The organism is Flavobacterium sp. RSSA_27 (genome assembly GCF_051547125.1).
GTDB lineage: Bacteria > Bacteroidota > Bacteroidia > Flavobacteriales > Flavobacteriaceae > Flavobacterium.
The window spans coordinates 151,786-171,927 of record NZ_JBPTTN010000008.1; the positions used below are offsets into that span (position 1 = coordinate 151,786).

The window sequence follows — 20,142 nt, forward strand, 5'->3', positions numbered from 1 at the left end:
TTGTCACTATGAAAAAATCCTGGTTACTTGTTTGCTTTATTAATTTCTTTGTGGCCGCCACAATGGGATTGCTTTTACGGTTGATGTATCTTATTCCTATTTCAGGTATCAATTATCAGTTTTTAGTTCATGGGCATTCGCATGTAGCCCTGTTGGGTTGGACTTACTTGGCGATTTCTTGTTTAATCATCCATTATTTTCTCCCAAAAACGAGTCAAGAAAAACCTGTTTTTACTCGTTTATTTTGGACTACAGAAATTGCCATAGTTGGCATGATGGTCGATTTTCCGATACAAGGATATGCTGTGATTTCGATTTTTTTCTCCACCCTTCATATCTTTTGCAGCTATTTCTTTGCTTATCTCGTTTGGAGAGAAACAAAAAACACCCACTCAGCAGACAAAGCACTACTTGATTCAGCCTTGCTTTTTATGCTATTTTCGACCTTAGGAGTTTGGTGTTTAGGGCCTGCTGTCGGTTTGATGGGAAAAGCGAGTGCCTTTTATCAAATTGCGATTCAGTTTTTTCTTCACTTTCAGTTTAATGGTTGGTTTTTATTTGCAATAGTTGCTTTGCTCCTTAAAATTAGCAATAACAAAATCGACAAAAACTATTTTAATTGGTTTCATTACAGCTTTATTCTTGGAACACTGCTTACTTTTTCGCTGCCCGTAAGTTGGTACCTCCCTCACCCCGCTTTGTATTATATAAACAGTATCGGCGTTTGTTTTTTGTATGCGGCACTCTATTTTTTTATAAAAATGCACTCCAAGAGCATTGGAACTTATTTTAGTAGTACCTCAACTATTGAAAAAAACATGTACCGGATTGCTTTTTTTTCATTAGTACTCAAAATATTATTGCAAGGAATCGTACTCAACCCTGAACTAAGTGACAAAATTCACCTCATTCGCCCATTTGTCATCGGATATATCCATTTATCCATGTTAGGAATACTTACTTTTTTCATTTTTGGTTTTTTATCCAAAAGCCGTTTTTTGGATTGGAATATTACAATGAATAAGTGGGGTATTGGATTCCTTGTCATTGGATTTTGTGCAACAGAGGGTTTACTTTTAGTTCAAGGCATTTCACAATTTTTACAAAATGGCAGTTTTGCATTTTATCCTCAGCTTCTTTTTACGCTGAGTGTTTTTTTGCCTGTAGGCCTACTTAGTATTGCAATTACCTATTATTTACATCAAATAAAACCATCATGAGTTGGCCTAGCTCCTTGGTTTGCATTTGCAACACCCATAGAAAAGTGCTATCGACCAGACTCCTTTTATTAATTACTACCCTACTCTTTGCATTGAGTGCTCAATTTAGAGTCCTTTCCAAACTCAAAAAAACACCAACCGTTGTCTGAAATGATTTTGCACATTTTGTGTGTAATGCTACTTGGAATTATCCTAATAATTTTAGGTTCTTTTATTTGAATTGAAGGCATTTAAATAATTAAATTTGTAAAAAAAAGTGCTATGTTTTCAAAAACCACTGAATACGGTATTCGAGCCGCCATTTTTGTGGCATCAGAATCGCATCAAAACAAAAGATCTGGGCTAAAAAATATTGCCAAAAAAATAGATTCTCCAGAAGCTTTTACGGCCAAAATCATGCAGATTTTAACCAAAAACAAACTGATAGATTCTGTAAAAGGAGTCGGAGGCGGATTTGAAATCCCAATAGAACGTTTGTCACAAATTAAACTTTCGCAAATAGTAAATGCGTTAGAAGGTGATCGTGTGTTTAAAGGTTGTGGCTTAGGCTTATCCAACTGTTCCGAAGAACATCCGTGCCCAATGCATGATAAATTCAAATCAATCAGAAACGATCTTTCTAATATGTTAGAAAATACCACCCTCGAAGAATTGACTATGGGTTTAAAAACGGGAGATACTTTTTTAAGGTTTTAAAAATATTTAAAAAAAATCAACACTCACAAAACCAATTTTAGCATTTTTTTTGGTTATACTAACATAACAAATATTATTTTGAACCAAATATAAACTCTTAATTTAAAAAAAACTTGATTTTACATCTTAATAAATTAATGGAAAGTACGATGCTAAAAAAACAGTTTTCGTTTCTTGTAAAATCAAGAACACCTTCTTAAACAGATAATTATCATTTCTTATAAATATGAGATTGATATGCTTTTACATTCCTCTACAACAATTTTCACATACTAAAAAAAGAAAAAAATGAAAGATCTCAAAGCAAAGATTATAGCGCTAAAAAAAGAAAAAAATGCAGTCATTTTAGCGCATTATTATCAAGAGCCAGACATACAAGATATTGCTGATTATGTAGGCGATAGCTTGGGTTTGTCACAAGAGGCAACCAAAGTTGATGCTCCTATTATTCTTTTTGCAGGGGTTCATTTTATGGCCGAAACAGCCAAAATACTCAATCCTAACAAGAAAGTAATTCTGCCCGACCTCAATGCAGGATGCTCCTTGGCCGATTCTTGTCCGCCAGACTTGTTTAGGAAATTCAAAGCCCAACATCCCAATCATATCGTGATTACTTATGTGAATTGTTCGGCGGAGATAAAAGCGTTGAGCGATATCGTATGTACTTCGGCAAATGCCTTAAAAATTGTTGCATCAGTTCCAAAAGAAACGCCAATTATCTTTGCTCCAGACAAAAACTTAGGCAAATACATTAGTCAAAAAACAGGAAGAGAACTATTGCTTTGGGACGGTTCTTGTGTGGTTCACGAAGCTTTTTCTCTAGACAAGTTAGTTGAATTGTACAAACAAAATCCTGATGCCGAAATCATAGCGCATCCAGAATCAGAAACGCATATTCTAAAAACAGCCCATTACATTGGCTCCACTGCTGGAATGATAACCTATGTAAAAAACAGTCCAAATACTAAGTTCATTGTTGCTACCGAAGCAGGTATTTTGCATAAAATGCAACAAGAAGTGCCTCATAAAATCTTGATTCCAGCTCCATCCGAAGAGGACAACACTTGTGCTTGCAGTGAATGCGCCTATATGAAAGTCAATACACTCCAGAAAGTGTACGATTGTTTGCTCCACGAAACTCCCGAAATTATCGTTCCTGAAGACATCAGAGAACGCGCTTTAGTACCTATAGAACGTATGCTTGAACTCTCCAACTAATGACACAAACCAACTATTTAATTATCGGTTCTGGTGTGGCTGGACTAACTTTTGCCTTAAAAATGGCCACGCGTTTTCCGGAAAAAAAAATCACAATCGTTACCAAAGCCAATGCTGAAGAATCGAACACAAAATATGCGCAAGGAGGCATCGCTATAGTAACCAACAAAATAGAAGATTCGTACGAAAAACACATTCAGGATACCCTAATTTGTGGCGATGGTCTGTGCGACGAAGCCGTGGTTCGAAAAGTAATTTCTGAAGGACCAAAACGCCTACAAGAATTAATCAATTGGGGAGCGCAATTTGACAAAAATGCACAAGGCAATTTCGACTTAGGAAAAGAAGGAGGGCATTCACAAAATAGAGTAGTACACCATAAAGATCAAACAGGTTTTGAAATAGAACGCGCAATTTTACAGCAAGTATATCTCAAAGAAAACATCACCGTGCTCGACCATCATTTTGCTATCGATTTGATTGCAGAAGACAATTGTTGTTTGGGCGTTCAGGTTTTGAATCAAAAAGACAAAACTATTTTTCCTTGTTTTGCCGATTATACCTTGCTAGCCACTGGCGGCATAGGAAATGTATACGGACATACCACCAATCCCATTATTGCGACAGGCGACGGAATTGCTATGGCAAACCGTATTCACGCCACTATCACCGAAATGGAGTTTATTCAATTTCATCCTACAGCCTTATTTCATAATGCATCAGGAACTCAATTTTTAATCTCTGAAGCTGTTCGCGGTTTTGGTGCCTATCTACGCACCAAAAGCGGCCATCGTTTTATGGAAGATTATGACGAAAGAAAAGAATTGGCTTCGAGAGATATTATTTCGCAAAGTATCGATCTTGAATTGAAAAAATCAGGAGACGCATGTGTTTATTTAGATTGTACCCACTTGGATTCGGAAGCATTTATCGCTCATTTTCCAATGATTTATAAACATTGCAAAAGCATTGGTATCGACATCACAAAAGATTGGATTCCTGTCGTGCCTGCTCAACATTATCTTTGTGGCGGAATTGTAGTCGATGCTAATGGTAAGACTTCTGTAGAACGTCTTTTTGCTTGTGGTGAATGCTCTAGAACGGGTTTGCACGGAGCCAACAGGTTAGCTTCCAACTCCCTGCTGGAGGCTTTGGTTTATTCCAATGCAATTTATGATTACCTTTCTGAAAACCCTGACCTAGAAGTAAGCAAAACACCCGTTTACTCCAAAATCTACAAAGACCGCTTGCCTTTGATTACCAATTCTATTTTGAGTCAAATAAAAAGTGAATTACAACTTTTGATGCGAAGTCACGCGGGAATAGTGAGAAACAATCACGATTTGAAAAAAGCCAAAAAACAGTTAAAACATTGGCTAAAAGAACTCCTAGAACTTGAACAAAATTATCAAGGGAATACCGCTTTTTATGAATTGAAAAATCTGATTACCATAGGAATCCTCATTGTTCAGCATTCTATCTTACGAGAAGAAAATCGCGGTGGCTTTTTCAAAATCAAGAAGTTAAAAAGCTAAGGTTTTGTTAACATTAAACCTTTTGATTAATTTATTATCTAAAGAATATAACTCAAAAAAAAGTAAGATGAAAAAAGTAATTATGGCTGCCTTATTGGTAGTAAGCTTAAGTTGTGTGGCTCAGCAAAAAAAAGAGAGACCCAATCGTAACGAAATGGAGAAAATGACTCCAGAACAACGTCAAGAGAAACATCTTAACAAATTGACTAAAGATTTGAACTTGGACTCCAAACAAAAAGAAGAAGTGAAAAAATTACTGGCAGAACAAGGAACAAAAGCAGCCGATTTCAAAGCCAAAAGAGATGCAATAAAAGACGACCAAACGCCTGAATCTGCTAAAGAAAGAAAAGAATTAGCAAAAAAAATGAAAGCCGAAAAAGAGGCTATGGACGCCAAAATGAAATCGATTTTAACACCTGAACAATTTACGAAATGGGAGAAAGATAGAGAAACTCAAAAAGAAAAAATGCTCGAAAAAAGAGGTGAAATAAAAGGAGAAAGAAGAATGCAAAACGCAGATGAAAATTAAAATAGAAGGGGCTGTCAAAACGTTGACAACCCCTTTTTTATTTTTAGAAAGTCTTCGATACTTTATCTATAGCTTGAATGGTCACATCTAAATCTTCATAAGTCAACGCATCTGTAATAAACCACGTTTCATACGCCGATGGTGCAATGTAAATACCTTCTTGCAACAAACCGTGGAAGAATTTTTTAAAGGTTGCGTTATCACCTTTAGCAGCCGTTTGAAAATCGACTACAGGCTCCGCATCAAAATGCACCGAAATCATTGAGCCTACTCTATTGATGGTAAAAACCACTCCATTTGCAGTAAGCACTTTACGAATTCCTGCTTCTAAATAAGCGGTTTTCTCTTCCAATCGTTGAAATACAGCTCTGTCGTTATTTAAGGCTTCTAACATTGCCAATCCAGCCGCCATCGCTAACGGATTTCCTGATAAAGTTCCAGCTTGATACACGGGACCTAGTGGTGCCAAGTAATTCATAATTTCTTCACGAGCAGCAAAAGCCCCTACTGGCAATCCACCACCTATTACTTTTCCAAAACAAACGATATCTGCTTGAATGCCGTATAATTCTTGAACTCCTCCTGCTGCCAAACGAAAGCCTGTCATTACCTCATCAAAAATCAATAAAATTCCATTAGCAGAACACAACTCACGTAAACCTTCTAAGAATCCGTTGAGTGGCGGTACACAACCCATATTTCCTGCAACAGGTTCTACAATAATGGCTGCAATTTCATTAGGATTAGCCTCAATCAAAGCGCTAACATTTTCTAAATCGTTGTAACGAGCCAGCAAAGTATCTTTAGCAGTTCCTTCGGTTACACCTGGACTATTGGGTACTCCAAAAGTACTTAAGCCACTACCTGCTGCAATCAAAAACGAATCGGAATGACCGTGATAGCAACCTGCAAACTTGATGATTTTATCCCTTTTGGTAAAGCCACGCGCCAAACGAATGGCACTCATACAAGCTTCTGTACCCGAATTCACAAAACGAATTTTATCAATATTCGGCACCATCGAAACCGCCAAAGCAGCAATTTTGGTTTCCAACTCTGTAGGCATTCCAAAAGAAGTTCCTAATTTGGCACGCTCGGTTACAGCCTCCACAACGGGTTCGTAGGCGTGTCCCAAAATCATTGGCCCCCAAGAATTAATGTAATCAATCAAACGGTTACCATCTTCATCATATAAATACGCGCCTTTCGCACTTTTTACAAAAATTGGAGTGCCACCTACGGCTTTAAAAGCTCGTACTGGTGAATTTACGCCTCCTGGAATTACTTTTTCCGCTTCAGCAAAAAGCTGACTGCTTCTTTGGTATATCATATTTTTACTATTTATAAAGTATTTTTAATTCTAAAATATCAACGCCTATTTTACTTCACAATCAATTTTTGTCCAATCGAAATGGCGTTGTCAGTTAAATTGTTTTTACGTTGTAAATCTTCAACCAAAACATTGAATTTTTTGGAAATGGAATACAACGTATCGCCTTTTTGGACTTCATACAATGTGCCATCACCGTTTACCACTTGGTTGTCAACTCGATTCGAAATGGGAGTATTCACTACACTTTTCCCCAAAACCTGACTATCGTACTGATGCAAATCATAACGCTCAATATAGGCAATCAGTTTTTCAGGATACAGCGGGTCGGTGGCGTATCCAGCGGCTCGCAATCCCATAGCCCAAGCCACATAATCTCCTTTGGCCAATGAAAAAAGAGAGGCATATCGCTTTTTGGTTGTCAAAAATTTAGAGTGGTCTTTATAAGAACCCGCTGGGTCTTCGTATTTTCGGAAACATTCTTTTTCTGAATCATCATCTTGGTGTACAACTTCTCCTTCCCAATCATTATGACATTTGATACCAAAGTGATTATTGGAATTGACCGCCAAACTGCTTTTTCCAGCACCCGATTCTAAAATTCCTTGTGCCAAAATTATACTCGCAGGAATGCCGAAATTTTTCATATTGCTCATCGCAATTCCTTTGTATTGTTCTATGTACTGATTGACTACCTCTAATCTTTTAGTGGCAACACCATTAGCAGATGGCGTCTTGGTATAAACGACTGTTTTCTTAGCTGGAGTTGTGCTTTTTTTATAGGTTTGAGTAACCGGTTTAGTACTGTTACAGCATACCAAAAACAGCAATACCATCAGGCAGAAAATTTGTTTTATCATAGTACTAAAATCGGTTTGTTTTGTTTTTCTAATTTGGCATTCATCCCCGCAATTCCTTGGAGTCCACCCGTGTGAATCATCAGAATTTTGGAATTTGGTGGAAAATAGTTGTGTTGTATTAAATCCATAACGCCAAAAACCATTTTTCCAGTATAAATTGGGTCTAACGGAATACCCGTTTGCGCATAAAACCAATTCATCCATTCGATAAATTCGGGGGTTACTTTGCCATAACCTCCAAAATGATAATCAGTAATTAATTCCCAATTTTTATTGCTGACAAATTTATGAATTTCATTTTGTAAAAAATCCCCTTTTAACGCTGGAAATCCCAAAACTTTTTGATGTGGCAAAGCACTATTTATAAGTCCAGAAATGGTTCCTCCCGTTCCCACTGCGCTACAAACAAAATCAAAATCGGCATCGAGCTCGGTTAAAATTTCTTCACATCCTTTGACGGCCAAATCGTTCGTGCCACCTTCTGGAACCAAATAAAAAGATCCAAATTTTGCTTGCAGTTGTTCGATAAAAGCAGCGTCTGTTTTATGACGATAGGCTTCACGGGTGACAAATTCAAAACGCATTCCGCATTCTTGGGCAAAAGACAAAGTAGGATTTTCTGAAATTTTATCGCGTAATTCATCCCCTCGAATCACTCCAATAGTTTCAAAACCTTGCTCCTTTCCAGCATAGGCCACAGCAGCGATATGATTAGAAAAAGCGCCTCCAAAAGTGAGCAAAACCGAATGATTTTCGGCTTTGGCTTGCAATACATTGTATTTTAGTTTTCGGAATTTATTGCCTGAGACAAAAGGATGAATCAAGTCTTCTCTCTTAATAAAAAGTGAGATTTGATGAGGCAATTCGAGTTTTACTTCTTGATTAATGATTTGCATTTGGCATTTTTAGGTATTTCAAAAAACGAAAAAAAGAGCGGGTTTTAAGATACTCCAAATTGGATTCGTTGGCATAAGCTTCGCGTTCAAAACTCAGGTTGCGATACGCCAAATTTTTATCTTTGTATTGATAACATCTTAGCAAAAACTCTAGGCCGTACCAAATAAAAAAAGGGACAATCAGCAATTCGAGTTGTTGTCGTAAATGTATTTTTTCGTGATTGAGGAAAATGCGATTCTCTTTGTATCCTGCCTTTTTAACTAGAACAAACGGAAAAGCAGCGAGGCCGCTATATCCTTTTGGAATTAAATATTTAGCAACAATAAGAATCATTTCGCTTTAAAATTTATAGATTTGCAACTGTTACACCCTTTTATTTAAGGAAAACACCATTCGTTCTAGTAGCACGAACATCCCCAAAAAACAAGTCGCTTATGTTAGAGCAAAGTAATGAAAATAAATTAATCGAGGGTGAAGATTTTTACTTTACTCCCGAAGGCTATAAATGTTTTACCGAAAAACACCACCTAAAAAGAGGGTATTGCTGCAAAAGCGGTTGCCGTCATTGTCCGTATGGTTTTGATATGAAAACGGGAGGGTTTAAGAAGGGAGAAGGCAGAAAGTAGAAGGCAGAAAGTAGTGGTCAGTGGTCAGTTTTCTAGTGGTCAGATTTAGTGCGATAAAAGCAGCAATCACAAACTACAAAAAACAAAAGATTCGCGATTTCAATGCAGCTGCTACTCCCCTCTCGAGAGGGGTCGGGGGTGTGTTTCTTTGGTGATAAAAGTAGAGAGCAAATTATATTAGACTTACCAAAGTTCACTAGTCTTGATGAAATGATTGAACTCAAAATATAAAAAAACGCTAAGAAATGGATGTCCTTTCTTTACAATACAGAATCAAAATATACAAGTCCTACCATCGGTCGGACATTAGGTATCCTTAGTCGGTTTTTAACCAACTGGAAGGAGACGACAATGGCATTACGTTAAAAGATTTTTGATTGAAGATTAACGATTATAGATATTTGATTTCGTGCTGGTGAATAAAAAAATCGCTTGTTTTTCAACGGTTCCAAATCTGCTGAACTAATCGTTAATCAAAAATCAACAATCAAATTATTGATTTTTTCTTAACTCATGACATTGAACTAACGGGTGACGATATACTGCCCAAGAAGTTTTGGAAGCCAAAAGTCCTTGGTCTACGGGTCGCGAGAGGGATAGGAACTGGCTACCGAAGTAGCGTGGATAGCCCGACCGCAATACCGCAAGTGGCCGCATCACGACAACGCTGCATAGGCCACTTGGGGTATTGGGGTCTCGCCCAAATCTTACTAAAAAGTATCGCTATTATTTTATTTTCGATTGTAAAAACAAAAAAAGATGACATTTAAAGAACAAATTCAACAAGGAATTCCAGATATTTTACCACAACCTAAGCCTTATGATGCTGCCATAAATCACGCGCCGAAACGCAAAGAGATTTTGACAGCTGAAGAAAAAAAATTGGCGTTGCGCAATGCGTTGCGATACTTTGACCCGAAACATCATTCGGAATTAGCCCCTGAATTCTCGCAAGAATTAGAGCAATACGGTCGTATATATATGTACCGTTTTCGCCCTGATTACAAAATGTACGCGCGTCCGATTGACGAATATCCAGGAAAAAGCGAGCAAGCGAAAGCTATTATGTTGATGATTCAAAACAATTTGGATTATGCCGTGGCACAGCATCCGCACGAGTTGATTACGTATGGCGGAAATGGTGCGGTATTTCAAAATTGGGCACAATACCTTTTGACGATGCAATACTTATCGGAAATGACCGATGAGCAAACGTTGACGATGTATTCGGGCCACCCGATGGGATTGTTTCCTTCGCATAAAGAAGCGCCGAGAGTAGTGGTAACCAACGGAATGGTGATTCCGAATTATTCGGCACCAGACGATTGGGAAAAAATGAATGCCTTGGGCGTTTCGCAATACGGACAAATGACGGCTGGAAGTTATATGTACATTGGTCCACAAGGTATTGTGCACGGCACAACCATCACGGTTTTGAATGGTTTTAGAAAAATAAAAAAGAATCCGAAAGGCGGTTTATTTGTAACTTCTGGATTGGGCGGCATGAGCGGCGCGCAACCCAAAGCGGGAAATATTGCGGGTTGTATCACCGTTTGCGCCGAAGTAAATCCAAAAATTACCCACATTCGTCACAGCCAAGGTTGGATTAATGAAGTGATTGAAGATTTAGACGCTTTAGTGCAACGTGTAGCCTTGGCAAAAACCAACAACGAAACCGTTTCTATTGCGTATTTGGGTAATGTCGTAGACGTTTGGGAGCGTTTTGACCAAGAAAATATGCATATCGATTTGGGTTCTGACCAAACTTCTTTACATAATCCGTGGGCTGGCGGGTATTATCCTGCGGGCATTTCGTTTGAAGAAGCCAATGAAATGATGGCCAACCAACCGGAACTTTTTAAAGAAAAAGTGCAAGAAACTTTACGTCGTCACGCAGCGGCAATCAACAAACATACCGCAAAAGGCACGTATTTCTTTGATTATGGTAACGCGTTTTTGTTAGAAGCCTCAAGAGCGGGAGCTGATGTGATGGCCGAAAATCCAACGCTTGGTAGAGAATTCAAATACCCTTCGTACGTGCAAGATATTATGGGACCGATGTGTTTTGATTATGGTTTTGGTCCTTTCCGTTGGGTATGTACCTCAGGAAAACCAGAAGACTTGGCCAAAACAGATGCTATTGCTTGCGAAGTTTTAGAAAAAATGATGGAAACCTCTCCTGAAGAAATTCAGCAACAAATGCAGGACAACATTCAGTGGATTAAAGGTGCACAAGAAAATAAATTAGTAGTAGGTTCTCAAGCGCGAATTTTATACGCCGATGCCGAAGGTCGTACTAAAATCGCCGAAGCATTTAACCAAGCTATTGCCAAAGGCGAAATTGGTTATGTGGTTTTAGGTCGTGATCACCACGATGTTTCAGGAACCGATTCACCTTATCGAGAAACTTCGAATATCTATGACGGCTCTAGATTTACCGCTGATATGGCCATTCATAATGTGATTGGCGATAGTTTCCGTGGCGCTACTTGGGTTTCCATTCACAACGGCGGCGGTGTGGGCTGGGGCGAAGTGATTAATGGTGGCTTTGGTATGGTTCTTGATGGTACGAAAGAAGCTTCAAAACGTTTGGCTTCAATGTTGTTTTGGGATGTTAACAACGGTATCTCAAGAAGAAGTTGGGCCAGAAATGAAGGAGCTATATTTGCTATCAAACGTGCTATGGAAGTAGAACCTTTACTAAAAGTGACACTTCCGAATGCTGTTGAAGATCATTTGTTGTAAAATCTTAATTGTAACTTAAACAATATCCATATGAAACCTATATCATTATTTGCCTTAGTGCTAGTTGTTTTTTTTAGTTCTTGTAGTTCCGTTAGAGTGTATTCGGATTACGATAAGAATGTAGATTTTACTCCCTATAAAACCTATGCGTATTACAAACCAGGCATTGACAAAGTAGAGATTTCTGATTTGGACAAAAAACGTATTTTGAGAGCCATTGACCAACAAATGACTGCCAAAGGATTTACCAAAAGCGAAACGCCTGATTTGTTAATCAATATTTTTACCAAATCAAGAGAGGAAGTTAATGTGAACCAATTCAACGCTGGCTGGGGTTATGGCTGGGGCTGGGGTTGGAACCCTTGGATGATGGGTATGGGCAACCAAACCAGTGTAACTACCTCAACAGAAGGCACTTTGTTTATTGACCTTATCGATGCTAAAAAGAAAGAAATGATTTGGCAAGGTGAAGGAGTAGGCACTTTAACTAAAAATGTCGACAAAAAAGACGAGGTGGTTGCTGAATTTGTGGGAAAAATTTTAGCACAATATCCTCCGGTAAAAAAATAACACTTACCCTATTTAAAACATATACTACCCTAAAAGCCTATCTTTGCATAGGCTTTTTTATTTATATATTATGACACCCTCTAAAGACATACAAAACCTAGACGACATCAAAAAAATGGTCGACACTTTCTATACAAATGTTCGCCGAGATGCGGCTATTGGCCCCGTTTTCAACGAAAAAATAGGCTATCGCTGGCTAGAACATCTCGAGAAAATGTACCGTTTTTGGCAAACCATTTTGCTCGAAGTTCACACCTATTCAGGAAGTCCGTTTCCGCCACACAAGCAATTGCCAGTAGACAAAACCCATTTCGACCGCTGGATGGCGATTTTCACCAGCACTATCGACAGCTTATTTGTAGGTCCACTCGCCGATGAAGCTAAGCTAAGAGCCAAAAATATGGCCGAAATGTTCAATTATAAGATTGAGTATTTCAGACAAGCCGAAAGAGACCAATTGAAATAGTACTGTTTCCTAGACAATACCATATAAAATCAGGCAACTATTCCGTTTTCTTTAAACATTCATTTCCTCCAACTTTAGCTTGAGGCAATTGAATGCAAAACAAGCTGAATAGTTACAAAATCAGTTTTTTAATCTGTGTAAATTTGTGTCATCTGTGTCTAAGAAAATTAGCCTTACAATCAGGAGCGAAACAAAAGGCATTCTCAGCCAACATGGGTTCCCGCCATCCGCTACACCCGAGCGATAGCGAACAGACGAAGTAATCTTTGGTACCGAACCCCGACACCAAAGGATTTCCGCTACTGTCGGGGCTAAAGGACTTTCAATTGGATAGTTTTTAAAAAGTAAACCATTGTTAAAATCCTATAAAAACACTTGGTTTACTAAAAATACCCAATAAAAACCTAAAAACAATCATTCGAAATTGTATTTTTACAAAAAACTATACCGATTTCGATATGAATGCAAAAATAGAAAGTAATCCCCTAATCGAGCGATTACCGAAACATTTGAAACAGTTTATCAAACCTCAAGATTACGAAGACTACACACCCATCAATCAAGCCGTTTGGCGCTATGTGATGCGCAAAAACGTGGATTACCTATCCAAGGTCGCCCACAGTTCCTACCTCGAAGGGTTAAAGAAAACAGGCATCGAAATCGACTCGATTCCGAGCATGTATGGTATGAATCGCATATTATCCGAAATTGGATGGGCCGCCGTAGCTGTAGATGGTTTTATTCCACCCAACGCTTTTATGGAATTCCAAGCCTATAATGTGCTGGTGATTGCTTCAGATATTCGTCAATTGGAACACATCGAATACACTCCTGCTCCAGATATCATTCACGAAGGTGCAGGACACGCTCCTATTATTGCCAATCCAGAATATGCGGAATACTTGCGTCGTTTTGGCGAAATTGGTTGCAAAGCCATCTCTTCGCACAAAGATTACGAAATGTATGAAGCCATCCGTTTGTTATCCATTCTAAAAGAAGCCGAAGGAACCCCACAAAGCGAAATAGAAGCTGCTGAAAAAGCAGTAGAAGATTTGCAAAACAATATGGGTGAGCTATCAGAAATGGCTCAAATCAGAAACTTACATTGGTGGACCGTGGAGTACGGTTTAATTGGCACGCTTGAAAACCCAAAAATTTATGGGGCTGGTTTGCTTTCTTCCATTGGTGAAAGCGCTTGGTGTATGACCGATAACGTAAAAAAACTGCCATATACTATAGAAGCAGCACAACAAAGTTTTGATATTACTAAAGTACAACCTCAACTCTATGTAACACCTGATTTTGCTTACTTGAGTTTGGTTCTAGAAGAGTTTGCCAACACCATGGCTTTGAGAACAGGCGGTTTATCTGGCATCAAAAAACTCATCAATTCCAAAGCTTTGGGAACCGTTGAATTGAGTACTGGTTTACAGATTTCTGGTGTTTTTACCAACGTAATCGAACACGAAGGCAAACCGATTTACCTACAAACCACTGGAAAAACAGCTTTGGCCAATCGCGAAAAAGAATTAGTAGGACACGGAACTGCTGCTCACCTTGAAGGTTTTGGCAGCCCTATCGGGAAACTCAAAGGCATCAACCTCGCAATTGAAGATATGAGTCCACGTGACTTAAAAGCCTACGACATTTACGAAGGAGAAACCGCTACTTTGGAATTTGAAGGCAATATCAAAGTCGTTGGGGAAATCATAACTGGGAAACGAAATCTCCACGGTGAAATCATCTTGATTTCTTTCAAAAACTGTACGGTTACCCACGGTGATACGGTTCTGTTCCGTCCAGAATGGGGAACTTATGATATGGCTGTAGGAAAGAAATTAGTTTCGGCTTTTTCTGGCCCTGCGGATGTGAATAGTTTTGATTTGATTGCTCACGTACCAAGTAGCAAAACTATCAAAGCTTCAACCTCACAGGAACGAGATGCCTTAGAAGTATTGTATCGTACCGTTCGAAATATCCGTGAGACCAAAGAAACGACGACCTCATTGGCTCCCATTTTTGAAAAATTAAAAGAAGAACACGCAACTGATTGGTTGCTTTGTGTAGAATTGGCAGAACTTTTAAAAGCTAGAAACGAAACGCAATTGCTTACCAAGATTCTTTCTCATCTAGAAAATCTTAAAAAACAGCGTCCAGAAGTTGCCCAATTAATTTCAAATGGTTTAGAATTGATTTTTGAAAAAGAGGAAACTGTTCACTAAAATTCTCTAGCACAGATTCTCAATTAACCACTACCTAGCAAAAAAAACCGCAAATTCGCAAAATTTAATATTGAAATAAAATTTGCGAATTTGCGGTTCTATTTTTAAAACACAGACTGCTGAGTAATTTTTTTTTTATGGAATTTGGAATTTATTTTTTTGGAATTTATTTTGTTACAGTTTCAAATCCTGTTTTAGCTGGCTTTCATTTTCGATGACTTCACCGTTGTATTGTAATTTCCAACCCAAAGTATTCGTCAAGATGAGCATTTTGGAGATTTCGCTTACCAAACGATTTTTAGCATTGGTCTTCAATGACGATTTGTCTACTTTTTGAGCCATTCTAGTTTTAACCGTTTTATTGATTTTGTTGTAATCGGCTCCTGTGAATTCGTTGAGTTTGCTTTGCTCTACATCATAATATTGGATGTCAGGATAAATCGAAATCTCTTCTTTTGGAATGGAAAGAATCGTTATGGTTTTGTTTTTTTCATCGATGTCGTATTTCATTTGGTGCAAATCATAAGCTACGGTCACCTTGGCATTCACCACTACGATTGCCTTTTTTTCGAAAGAAATCATATCCAAAAAGTACTTATTCGAATTCTTAAACGTGATGACTTCCGAAAAATGTCCTTCGGTCACCACCAATTTCCCCACATTTAGAATTTGTTGCTGAATGAGATTCGTATTGTAATCGAACTCGTCCTCTTTTTCTTTTTTAAAATCGCAGTATTTGAACAACAACAAGCCAATAACTACTATTCCAACTCCAATTAAAATGCGTTTCAACATAACTAAAATTTCATAAATGAATACTGTGCCTCTAATGTAGCTATTTTTTCTTTCAGATTTGCCTCAAACTTTTGATGGCTTTCTGAATAAGGATTAAATGGTCGATGCGCCAAGCCTTTTTGTATGGCCTCAACCAATTCCATTGTGACTTTTGCCTTTTCGTCAATTTGAGTGGCTACAAATCGTTCCCAGATATAATCAATTGCCATTGAACTAGGATGCATCATATCATCGGCGTAAAAACGATAGTCCCTGAGCTCGTCCATCATAATTTCATAGCTGGGAAAATAGTTTAATGTTTGTTGTTTAGTGTTTGTTGTTGCATAAATTGCAGCAATCAAATGCGCTTTACTTACCTGATTTTCGACAAAACCGTCTTTGAGATGCCGAACGGGTGAAACCGTAAAAATAAAATTACATTTCGGATTTAAAGTGGCAATCAAAGAGACTGTATTCTGAATCGCTTTTTGGATGCTATCAATGGACAACAACTCTTTACTGAATTGTTTTTGTGGTACTTTATGGCAATTTGCTACAATAGCGTTGGTTTCAATATGTCGATACACCCACGAAGTACCATAGGTAATAATGATATGCGTCGCCTCTTGCAATTGCTTTTGGGTATCTAAAAGAAGTTGGTTCAAATTATCCAATAGCGCTTCAGAAGTAGTGGTACTACAATCTGAATGCACCTCATAACAATGCCATCTTTCGTTGAAGAAAAAAATATCATCCTTTGTGAAATAGCGTTGCACCACAGCTCTCTCTATAAGTTTTGCAATAGAAAATGGGTTGAAAATAATCCCAAAAGGATTCACTTGGGTTTGAAATTTATAATAGCACAATTTATCCCCCATATTTTCAGCAAAGCAAGAACCTAAAGAAACAATGTTAGAATTATAATCTATTGGCTTGATATTTTGGAAAATGGGTATTTTCGTTGTAAAGTTCATAGTTTTTCTCTCAAGTTTTGATCATTGAAAATAAAAATAGTTTAAAACTCATTTTCTCGCAAAGGCGCAGAGTCGCAAAGAAAATACAACTCTACTTTTGCCCTTAGCGTCTTTGTGAGATAAATTTAGTAAAATCCTTGAGAGAAATAATCCTTAAACAAAGAGTTATTGGCTAAAGATTATTCACAATTCTTGTAATTCCGTTTTTAATCAATGATTCATTAAAATTAATCAACAACCCTAATTTCATTCCAGCTATTTTCAGATAGGTCAAAAGTTGTTTAGGATGGACATTAGCTATTTGTTCAACCGATTTTATTTCAATAATCACTTTTTCTTCAATAATCAAATCAGTTCTAAAACCTATATCCAAAAATACTTCATCCCAAATTACTGGTAATGGCTTCTGTCTTTCAACTTTTAATCCTCTATTAGTCAATTCGTAATAAAGTATAGCCTCATAAACCGACTCCAACAATCCTGGCCCAAGTTTAGTATGAATTTTATAACAAACATTAACAACAATTCTAGAAATTTCGTTTTCAGTCATATTTGTAATTTTGATACAAAATACTAAAATTCCTTCAAAAAAAATAATGCCATTTATTCATAAAATAAAAAAAGACGCAGAGTAGCAAATTCTATAGCTTATCAAATAGGTATTCAATAAACACTTTGCGGCTCTGCGTCTTTGCGAGATATTATTGTCTAAAAGATTAGCGAACTACTTCACAAACTCAATAGCTTTTTCTAATGCTTCAGGAACACCAGCTGCGTTCTTCCCACCAGCTGTAGCGAAGAACGGCTGTCCTCCACCGCCTCCTTGGATGTGTTTTCCTAATTCACGTACTACTTGTCCCGCATTTAAATTTTTATCGGCTACTAATTCTTTAGAAATATAGCAAGTCAACATTGGTTTGTCTTCATTTACAGTTGCCAAAACAATGAAAATATTGTTACCTAAATTTCCTAATTCATACACCAAATCTTTCGCGCCTTCAGCCGTTAAATCTACTTGTTGCGCTAAGAATTTAACACCGTTTATTTCTTGGAAAGCTGCTGCTAATTCGCCTTTCATATTCTTGGCTTTGTCTTTTAGCAAGGCTTCTATTTGTTTTTTCAATTGTACATTTTCATCTTGTAATCCCTGAATAGCTTTGATTGGGTCTTTTGGATTTTTCAATACTTCTTTCATTTCTCCAAAAGAAATTAATTGGCTTTCAAAGAAATCTTTGGCTGCATCACTTGTAATTGCCTCAATTCTTCGAATACCTGCTGCCACTGCTCCTTCTGAAACAATTTTGAAATGCCAAATTTCAGAAGTATTCGTCACGTGTGTTCCTCCACAAAGCTCTACTGAATCTCCAAACTTGATCATACGCACCAAGTCGCCATATTTTTCTCCAAACAAAGCAATAGCTCCTTCTTCTAGCGCTTGTTCTTTGGCAATTCCACGCTTCTCAATTAATGGCAAACTTTCACGAATTCTTGCGTTAACGAAGTTTTCAACTTCTTTCAATTCTTCGTCTGATACTTTAGAGAAGTGCGAAAAGTCAAAACGTAAAGAAGCCGAACGCACCATAGAACCTTTTTGTTCAATATGTGTACCCAAAACTTTTCGCAATCCTTGATGCAACAAGTGAGTCGCAGTATGATTAGAAGAAGTTCTTGCTCTTTGCTTCACATCAACAATAGCTTGAAAAGTATCGGTTAAATTACCAGGTAGTGATTTGGCCAAATGAATGGTTTGATTGTTCTCTTTTTTAGTATCAATAATATAAGTAATATCGCCATTACTAGCTTCTAAATACCCTTTATCGCCAGTTTGTCCTCCACTTTCCCCATAAAAAGGAGTTGCGTTAAATACCAATTGATAAATCTCTCCTTCTTTGACACTCTCTACTCTTCGGTACTTTGTGATTTTTACTTGATGTTGCAAACGATCATAGCCTACGAACTCTTGAATATCATCTTCTACAATTACGTTCCAATCACCAGCCGTAACTTTTGAAGCCGCACGTGAACGTTCTTTTTGCAATTGTAATTGTTCTTCAAAAACTTTTTCGTCTAATTGCAATCCTTTTTCAGATAAAATCAAAGCTGTTAAATCGATTGGAAATCCATAGGTATCATACAATTCAAAGGCTTTTTTACCATCAATCACTTTGCTTTCATTGTTGGCAATCACTGCATCTAGTAAAACCAAACCTTGATCTAGCGTACGCAAAAATGAACTTTCTTCTTCACGAATTACGTTAGAACATAGCGCTTTTTGAGAACGGATTTCAGGGAAAGAAGCACTCATTTGAGCACTTAACGTATCCACTAATTTATAGATAAAAGGTTCTTTGGTATTCAAGAAAGTGAATCCATAGCGAATAGCACGACGTAAAATTCTACGAATTACATATCCAGCTCCTGTATTGGATGGCAATTGACCATCAGCGATGGCAAAAGCAACTGCACGAACGTGATCTGCAATAACACGAATCGCAATATTTATTTTTTCTTCTTCTTCATTGGAAGCTTTAATGGTATAGGTTGTACCAGTAATCGTCTCGATTTCTCTGATGATTGGGGTAAACACATCTGTATCATAATTCGATTGTACTCCTTGCAAAACCATACAAAGACGCTCAAATCCCATACCCGTATCAACGTGTTGTGCTGGCAATTTTTCAAGAGAACCATCCGCTTTACGGTTGAATTCCATGAATACATTATTCCAAATCTCCACCACTTGAGGATGATCAGCATTGACTAATTCTTTACCATCAATTACTGCTTTCTCTTCTGCTGAACGAATATCTACGTGAATTTCGGAACAAGGACCACAAGGGCCTTGATCTCCCATTTCCCAGAAATTGTCTTTTTTATTTCCTAATAAAATTCGATCCTCAGCAATTAATGTTTTCCAAATGTCGTAAGCCTCTTGATCGAAAGGAACATTTTCTTCAACGCTTCCTTCAAAAACAGTTACATACAATATGTCTTTGTCAATTTTATAGACTTCGGTTAACAATTCCCATGCCCAATGAATGGCTTCTTTCTTGAAATAATCGCCAAAAGACCAGTTCCCCAACATTTCAAACATGGTGTGGTGATAGGTATCGATACCTACTTCCTCCAAATCATTATGTTTACCTGAAACGCGCAAACATTTTTGAGTATCGGCAATACGTTGACTTTTTGGTGTCCCTAAGCCTAAGAAATACTCTTTGAACTGTGCCATTCCTGAGTTATTGAACATCAAAGTTGGATCGTCTTTTAAAACTATAGGAGCAGATGGAACAATTAAATGTCCTTTGCTTTCGAAAAAATCTAAAAATTGCTTGCGTACGTCTTGTGATTTCATTGGTGTTTATTAATCGATTATCGGTTGATGGATCTTACTATGTTTCGAAAAAACGAAATCGTAATGAAACCGTTCAACTTTTGCCCCAGATAGTAGTGGAAAGCTTTGAGGAGTAGAAGACTATT

General features: G+C 37.6%; 18 protein-coding genes. 10 read left to right on the forward strand and 8 right to left on the reverse strand.

Going from position 1 to position 20,142, the window contains the following annotated elements:
• Positions 1-8: 8 nt before the first annotated feature.
• The 5 genes from ACSVH5_RS12405 (at position 9) to ACSVH5_RS12425 (ending at position 5,198) form a co-directional block, all read left to right on the forward strand.
• Positions 9-1,220, forward strand: a complete 1,212-nt coding sequence (locus ACSVH5_RS12405; RefSeq protein WP_438061729.1) for a hypothetical protein — start codon at positions 9-11, stop codon at positions 1,218-1,220.
• Positions 1,221-1,481: 261 nt separating this feature from the next.
• The gene (locus tag ACSVH5_RS12410; RefSeq protein WP_438061730.1) at positions 1,482-1,916 is read left to right on the forward strand and encodes an RrF2 family transcriptional regulator; all 435 of its coding nucleotides are present in this window, start codon (positions 1,482-1,484) and stop codon (positions 1,914-1,916) included.
• Between the two features lie 288 nt (positions 1,917-2,204).
• Positions 2,205-3,134 carry a quinolinate synthase NadA gene (gene nadA, locus ACSVH5_RS12415; RefSeq protein ID WP_438061731.1) on the forward strand — a complete coding sequence of 310 codons (930 nt, stop codon included), beginning with the start codon at positions 2,205-2,207 and terminating at the stop codon, positions 3,132-3,134.
• Positions 3,134-4,669 carry an L-aspartate oxidase gene (gene nadB, locus ACSVH5_RS12420; RefSeq protein WP_438061732.1) on the forward strand — a complete coding sequence of 512 codons (1,536 nt, stop codon included), beginning with the start codon at positions 3,134-3,136 and terminating at the stop codon, positions 4,667-4,669. Before nadA ends, nadB begins: the two co-directional genes overlap by 1 nt.
• A gap of 67 nt (positions 4,670-4,736) precedes the next feature.
• Positions 4,737-5,198 (forward strand): hypothetical protein, encoded by a 462-nt coding sequence (locus tag ACSVH5_RS12425; RefSeq protein WP_438061733.1) that lies wholly within the window; start codon positions 4,737-4,739, stop codon positions 5,196-5,198.
• Positions 5,199-5,241: 43 nt separating this feature from the next.
• Here the strand turns inward: ACSVH5_RS12425 and hemL are convergent, their stop codons facing one another.
• The 4 genes from hemL to ACSVH5_RS12445 are packed head-to-tail and all read right to left on the reverse strand — an operon-like array spanning position 5,242 to position 8,618.
• Positions 5,242-6,528, reverse strand: a complete 1,287-nt coding sequence (hemL, locus tag ACSVH5_RS12430) for a glutamate-1-semialdehyde 2,1-aminomutase (RefSeq protein ID WP_438061734.1) — start codon at positions 6,526-6,528, stop codon at positions 5,242-5,244.
• Between the two features lie 50 nt (positions 6,529-6,578).
• Positions 6,579-7,388 carry a glucosaminidase domain-containing protein gene (locus tag ACSVH5_RS12435; RefSeq protein WP_438061735.1) on the reverse strand — a complete coding sequence of 270 codons (810 nt, stop codon included), beginning with the start codon at positions 7,386-7,388 and terminating at the stop codon, positions 6,579-6,581.
• Positions 7,385-8,284, reverse strand: coding sequence for a 1-aminocyclopropane-1-carboxylate deaminase/D-cysteine desulfhydrase (locus tag ACSVH5_RS12440; protein ID WP_438061736.1), 900 nt, complete (start codon positions 8,282-8,284; stop codon positions 7,385-7,387). Before ACSVH5_RS12440 ends, ACSVH5_RS12435 begins: the two co-directional genes overlap by 4 nt.
• The gene (locus ACSVH5_RS12445) at positions 8,271-8,618 is read right to left on the reverse strand and encodes a hypothetical protein (RefSeq protein ID WP_438061737.1); all 348 of its coding nucleotides are present in this window, start codon (positions 8,616-8,618) and stop codon (positions 8,271-8,273) included. The genes ACSVH5_RS12440 and ACSVH5_RS12445 overlap by 14 nt, the downstream gene beginning before the upstream one ends.
• A 101-nt stretch (positions 8,619-8,719) precedes the next feature.
• On the opposite strand from ACSVH5_RS12445, the gene ACSVH5_RS12450 reads away from it, so the two are divergent.
• From ACSVH5_RS12450 to ACSVH5_RS12470, 5 genes are all read left to right on the forward strand, one after another.
• Positions 8,720-8,911, forward strand: coding sequence for a DUF5522 domain-containing protein (locus ACSVH5_RS12450; RefSeq protein ID WP_438061738.1), 192 nt, complete (start codon positions 8,720-8,722; stop codon positions 8,909-8,911).
• Between the two features lie 759 nt (positions 8,912-9,670).
• Positions 9,671-11,656: a urocanate hydratase gene (locus ACSVH5_RS12455; RefSeq protein ID WP_438061739.1), complete on the forward strand. Its 1,986-nt coding sequence runs from the start codon at positions 9,671-9,673 to the stop codon at positions 11,654-11,656.
• A gap of 30 nt (positions 11,657-11,686) precedes the next feature.
• Positions 11,687-12,226 carry a DUF4136 domain-containing protein gene (locus tag ACSVH5_RS12460; RefSeq protein WP_438061740.1) on the forward strand — a complete coding sequence of 180 codons (540 nt, stop codon included), beginning with the start codon at positions 11,687-11,689 and terminating at the stop codon, positions 12,224-12,226.
• A 70-nt stretch (positions 12,227-12,296) separates the two neighbouring features.
• Complete coding sequence (locus ACSVH5_RS12465; RefSeq protein WP_438061741.1) at positions 12,297-12,692, forward strand: group III truncated hemoglobin; 396 nt, start codon at positions 12,297-12,299, stop codon at positions 12,690-12,692.
• Between the two features lie 458 nt (positions 12,693-13,150).
• Positions 13,151-14,914: an aromatic amino acid hydroxylase gene (locus ACSVH5_RS12470; RefSeq protein WP_438061742.1), complete on the forward strand. Its 1,764-nt coding sequence runs from the start codon at positions 13,151-13,153 to the stop codon at positions 14,912-14,914.
• Between the two features lie 174 nt (positions 14,915-15,088).
• Here ACSVH5_RS12470 and ACSVH5_RS12475 read toward each other — a convergent pair whose 3' ends face one another.
• The 4 genes from ACSVH5_RS12475 to alaS form a co-directional block, all read right to left on the reverse strand.
• Entirely contained in the window at positions 15,089-15,709 is a 621-nt protein-coding gene (locus ACSVH5_RS12475; RefSeq protein WP_438061743.1) for a DUF4230 domain-containing protein, read from the reverse strand.
• A 2-nt stretch (positions 15,710-15,711) separates the two neighbouring features.
• Positions 15,712-16,662, reverse strand: a complete 951-nt coding sequence (locus tag ACSVH5_RS12480; RefSeq protein WP_438061744.1) for a GSCFA domain-containing protein — start codon at positions 16,660-16,662, stop codon at positions 15,712-15,714.
• 172 nt (positions 16,663-16,834) lie between these two features.
• Entirely contained in the window at positions 16,835-17,212 is a 378-nt protein-coding gene (locus tag ACSVH5_RS12485) for a GxxExxY protein (RefSeq protein WP_438061745.1), read from the reverse strand.
• 174 nt (positions 17,213-17,386) lie between these two features.
• Positions 17,387-20,017, reverse strand: coding sequence for an alanine--tRNA ligase (gene alaS / locus ACSVH5_RS12490; RefSeq protein ID WP_438061746.1), 2,631 nt, complete (start codon positions 20,015-20,017; stop codon positions 17,387-17,389).
• Positions 20,018-20,142: the final 125 nt, after the last annotated feature.